The sequence below is a fragment of the Streptomyces sp. SBT349 genome, assembly GCF_001083795.1.
Lineage (GTDB): Bacteria > Actinomycetota > Actinomycetes > Streptomycetales > Streptomycetaceae > Streptomyces.
The window spans coordinates 1-4,531 of the sequence record NZ_LAVK01000479.1 but is presented as its reverse complement, the minus strand read 5'-3'; the positions used below and the strand labels follow the sequence as shown (position 1 = coordinate 4,531).

6 protein-coding genes are annotated in these 4,531 nt (G+C 74.7%); 1 reads left to right on the top strand and 5 read right to left on the bottom strand.

Features of this window, described 5'->3' with window-relative positions:
• From ADY01_RS33195 to ADY01_RS33175, 5 genes are all read right to left on the bottom strand, one after another.
• On the bottom strand, window positions 1-319 hold a 319-nt coding region (locus ADY01_RS33195; protein ID WP_159001577.1), incomplete at its 3' end, for a hypothetical protein.
• A 94-nt stretch (window positions 320-413) separates the two neighbouring features.
• Window positions 414-668, bottom strand: coding sequence for a hypothetical protein (locus ADY01_RS33190; RefSeq protein WP_049580467.1), 255 nt, complete (start codon window positions 666-668; stop codon window positions 414-416).
• Between the two features lie 83 nt (window positions 669-751).
• Window positions 752-1,615, bottom strand: coding sequence for an LLM class flavin-dependent oxidoreductase (locus tag ADY01_RS33185; RefSeq protein ID WP_049580466.1), 864 nt, complete (start codon window positions 1,613-1,615; stop codon window positions 752-754).
• Window positions 1,616-1,670: 55 nt separating this feature from the next.
• Window positions 1,671-2,240, bottom strand: coding sequence for a GNAT family N-acetyltransferase (locus ADY01_RS33180; protein WP_049580465.1), 570 nt, complete (start codon window positions 2,238-2,240; stop codon window positions 1,671-1,673).
• 50 nt (window positions 2,241-2,290) lie between these two features.
• Entirely contained in the window at window positions 2,291-3,196 is a 906-nt protein-coding gene (locus tag ADY01_RS33175; RefSeq protein WP_049580464.1) for an endonuclease/exonuclease/phosphatase family protein, read from the bottom strand.
• A gap of 213 nt (window positions 3,197-3,409) precedes the next feature.
• On the opposite strand from ADY01_RS33175, the gene ADY01_RS33170 reads away from it, so the two are divergent.
• Entirely contained in the window at window positions 3,410-4,507 is a 1,098-nt protein-coding gene (locus tag ADY01_RS33170) for a PP2C family protein-serine/threonine phosphatase (protein ID WP_049580463.1), read from the top strand.
• Window positions 4,508-4,531 lie beyond the last annotated feature (24 nt).

The following is a 4,531-nucleotide window of genomic DNA, read 5'->3' as shown; positions in this document are numbered from 1 at the left end:
CACCGGAGCCGCCCGCCGCGCCGGGTCGCCCCGACTCGTCCGCCGTCATGGTGGCGTGGGCGACCAGCTTGGGGGAGGGGTGCGGGCGGGCCGCGTGCAGGCAGCCGTCAAGCCACCGCAGGGCCCGCCGCGCCCGCTCCGCGCGGTCGTCGCCGCCCGTCAGGAGGACGATGGGCGGCAGCACGGCCCGCCGTTTCCGGTCCCTGGCCCGCCCCTCCCGCGGCGCGACCGCGCTCAGGTAGGCCCGGATGAACTCCTCCGCGTCCCTCCCCCTCGGGAAGTGCGGAACCGGCTGGTCGTTGCGCTGGATGTCGCACACGGTGCCCTCCATATAGGGGCGTCGAGAATGCACCGGCCGCGCCGTGACCCCTCCCGATGGATCACGAGGCGTTCCCCGGAAGCCCGTCCCGCGTTCAGCCGCGGGGCAACGAGCAGGCGGGGCACCAGTAGCCCTCGCCGCCCTGGATGAACTCCCAGCCCATGTCCCGGATATAGGGGCTGGCCTGCCCCGCCTCGTGCAGCAGATGGCCGAAGAAGTCCTCTTCGGGATCGGGCGGGGAGTCGGCGATGACCAGGTCGAAGCTGACCCGGGCCCGGCAGCCCATCCGGTCGCACGCCAGGTGGAAACGCACGGGCCCCGGCGCGGTGCCGCTGGTCATCAGGCTCATGCCCCGCATCGTGGCGCAGGCGGGTGGGGGCACGCAACGGCGCACGTCGACGGCCCTGTTCACGCCCCGGCCGGTCGCGCCTTCTACGGCCTGAGGGCGCCGAGGACGGCGCGCACCTGGTCGAGCGGGTCCTCGCCGACCGGGCGGAGGACGACCGTGGTCGCCCCCGCGCGCCACAGGGCGCGCACCCGGTCGGCCGCGGTCTCCGCGTCGCCGGACGCGAGGAAGGCGTCACCCGGCGGGATGCCGAGGAACCCCGCGGCCTCCTCCATCACCGGGCCCGCCGTGGCGGCCAGCCGGGCGGGGTCGTCGGAGACGCACAGGTGCGTGAAGACGATCACCTCGTGCGGGCGCGCCGGGGCGATGTGGGTCAGCGCGGTGGCGACCCCGGCCGGGCCGTTGCCCTCGGCCAGCACCGTGCCGTCGGCGACCTCGCCCGAGAGCGCGAGCGAACGGGGGCGCACCACGCCCGCGACCACCGGGGGCGGCTCGGACGGCGGGTGGACGAGGCGCAGGTCGTCCACGCGGACCGTGCGGCCCGCCAGGCGCAGGGTCTCCCCGGCGAGCAGGGTCCGCAGCGCGGTGATCGTCTCGCCCAGCAGGGCCAGCTTGGTGGGCGAGCCGGCGCCCACGCCCTCCATCCACGCGCCCACGCCATGGCCGACCCCCGCGACCACGCGGCAGGGGAACACCCGTGCCAGCGTGGCCACTTCCATGGCCAGCAGCGCCGGATTGCGCAGGGGCGCGGGCATGATGCCGATGCCCACGCGCAGCCGCTCGGTGGCGGCGAGCGCCAGCGCGGCGGACGAGATCCCGCCCGCCCAGGACAGGTCCTCGACCACCCACAGATCGTCCGCCCCGGCCGCCTCCACGGCGGCGGCGTAGGAGGTCAGGTCCTCGGGCCGCCCGGCCCGGTCGAACATCACGCCGATGCGTTCCATGGTCACGGCGTCAGCGTAGTTCCCGCGGCCGCCGCGCGCCCGTGCCCGGGGAGGGCCGTTCTCATCCGGTCCGCCCCTCCCACCCGGCGCGCGTCAGGGCGTATTCGACGTCGCCGTGCTCGGAGCCGGGGATGGGCTCGGGCCAGTCCTCGAAGAACGTCCGGACCAGCCGCAGGCCCGCCTTCTCCAGCACCCGGCGCGAGGCCGTGTTGACGGTCATGGTCGTGGCCACCACGCGCTCGGCGCCCCTTTCCGCGAAGGCGGCGCGCACCAGCGCCCGCGCGCCCTCGGTGGCGTAGCCGCGGCCCCAGGCGGAGGGCAGGAGCCGGTACCCCAGCTCCGTTCCGCCGCCGGGGCCGGTCTCAAGGCCCCGGGAGGCGGCGGGCCGCAGCGAGAACCACCCGACGAACGCGCCGCCTTGCCTCTCCTCCGCCGCGAACGCCCCGTGCCCCGGCGGCAGTTCGCGGTACTCGGCGAGCAGCGCGGGCAGGTGGAGCGCGACGGTGTCGCCGCGCTCCACGGGGCGGCCGTCGTCGATGTACCGCATGACGGCCGGATCCCCGTGCAGCGCGGCGAGCCGGTCGGCGTCGTCCTCGGTGAACGGGCGCAGCCGCAGTCGTTCCGTCTCCATCCATCCGAGGCTAACGCCACCGCGGCGCCGCGCCACCGCGCCGCCGCTGGTCAGACCAGTCGCACGAGCGCCTGCACCGGCGCGTGGTCGGAGGGGTAACGGCCTTGGTGGCGGTAGGTGTTGATCGCGACGCGCTCGACCTCGACGTGCTGGTTGGCGAGCACCCAGTCGATGCGGTTGCCGCCGACCACCGGGTCCTGGTAGTTGGGGAACGTGCCCCATGCGTCGGTGACGCGCTCACCGGTGTTCCAGGTGTCGGACAGGCCGCCGTCGGTGACCAGGATCCGGTACGACTCGGAGGACTCGGCCGGGGTGTTGAAGTCGCCGGTGAGGACGACGGGCAGCGCGGGGTCGAAACCGGCGATCCGGTCCCTGACCAGGGCGGCGCTGCGCTGGCGGGCGTTCTCCGACTGGTGGTCGAAGTGCGTGTTGACGTGGATGAACTCCTTGCCGCTGCGGCGGTCGGCGAAGCGCACCCAGGTGGTCATCCTGATGACGGTGTTGCCCCAGTGGGCCGAGCCGATCACATTAGGCGTGTCGGACAGCCAGAAGTGGTCGTAGTCGAGCGGTTCGACGCATCGGGTGTCGAAGTAGATGGCCATGAACTCGCCCCGGCCACCGCCCTCCCGGCCGAGGCCGATCCAGTCGTAGTCGCGGTCCAGGTCGCTGTCGACCTGCTTGACCTGGTGGTAGAGGGCCTCCTGCACGCCCATCACGGTCGGCTGCTCGGCCCGCAGGAACCGCTCCAGCACCGGCCGTCTGTCGGTCCATGAGTCGGGGGTGCCGGGCGCGGCGTCGGCGTCGTAGCGGATGTTGAAGCTCATGACGTGCAGCCGGTCGCGGCCCGCCGGGCCGATGACGGCGCGCTCCCGCGCGCTGGCCACATGCGCCCCGAGCACCCCACCCACACCCGCGACCCCGGCGGCCCCCAGCACTCCTCTGCGCGACACAGCCATGACGGTACTCCTCACCTGTACGTTTCCGTTCGCACGTGAGGCTTCCGCCCGCCGGTGGAGCCCACACGTCACCCCGCCGAACACTCGCCGAACACGATGGACACCGCGCCGCCGCGCCCGACGCCCCGCGCCCTCCCGGCCGGACGCGTTCTCGCGCCCCACGCGGATCAAGATCGACTCGCCGACTCGCACGCCCCGGGGCAGATTGGTGACGTGCGTACGACGGCGCCGTGGAGGCCCTGGGCGAGGGCCGGTGCCGTGGTGCCCGCCCTGCTGATCGTCCTCGGCACCCTCCTCGACCTGCTCACGCCGCCCCACATCACCCTCACCCCGTTCTACGTGGCCGCCCCGCTGCTGGCCGCGCCCGTGCTGTCGTTCCGGGCCACGGCCCTCTACGGCGCCCTGGCCACCCTCGCCGTCGCCGGGCAGACGTTCTGGCATGTCTCGTCCCCGTACAAGACCAGCACCGTCGCCGTCATCTCCCTCATCGCCCTCGTCGTCAACCGCGTCGTCGCCCGCCGCGACGCGCGGGTCGCCTCGGCGCGCGACGTCGCCGAGGCGGTGCAGCGGGCCGTCGTGCCCGAGCCACCCGAGCACGCCGGCGGCCTCCGCATCGCCGCGCGCTACCGCGCGGCCCAGCGGAACGCCCTCATCGGCGGCGACCTGTACGCCCTCAGGGAGACCCCGTACGGCGTGCGCATGCTCGTCGGCGACGTCCGCGGCAAGGGGCTGGCCGCCACCGAGGCGGTGGCCGTGGTCCTCGGGGCGTTCCGGGAGGCGGCCGAGAGCGAGCACCGCCTGGAGTCGGTCGCCGCCAGGCTGGAACGCGCCCTCGTCCGGGAACGGGCCACGCGCCCCGCGCTCGACCCGGTCGAGGGGTTCACCACGGCCGTCCTGGTCGAGATGGACAGCGACCCGCCGCTGCACATCCGCGTCATCAACCGCGGCCACCCGCCCCCCGTGCTGCTCGGCCCCGGCGGCGACGCCCACTACCTGGCCGCCGACCCCGCCCTGCCGCTGGGCCTCGGCGACCTGCTGCCGACTCCTGACCGGGCCCGTTCGAGCCGGTTCCCGGCGGGCAGTCACCTGCTGCTCTACACCGACGGCATGAGCGAGGCGCGCAACGCCGGGGGCGCGTTCTACGATCCGGCGCGCGGGCTGACGGGATGCGCCTTCCCGGGCCCCGACGCGCTGCTGGACCGGGTGGTCGCCGACGTCGTAGAGCACAGCGGGGGCGCGCTGAACGACGACATGGCGCTGCTGGCCGTTCACCACCCGGTGCGGGACGGCGACGCCACGCGCTCGACCTGACGCACGCGCCCCGCTCCTTCCCCC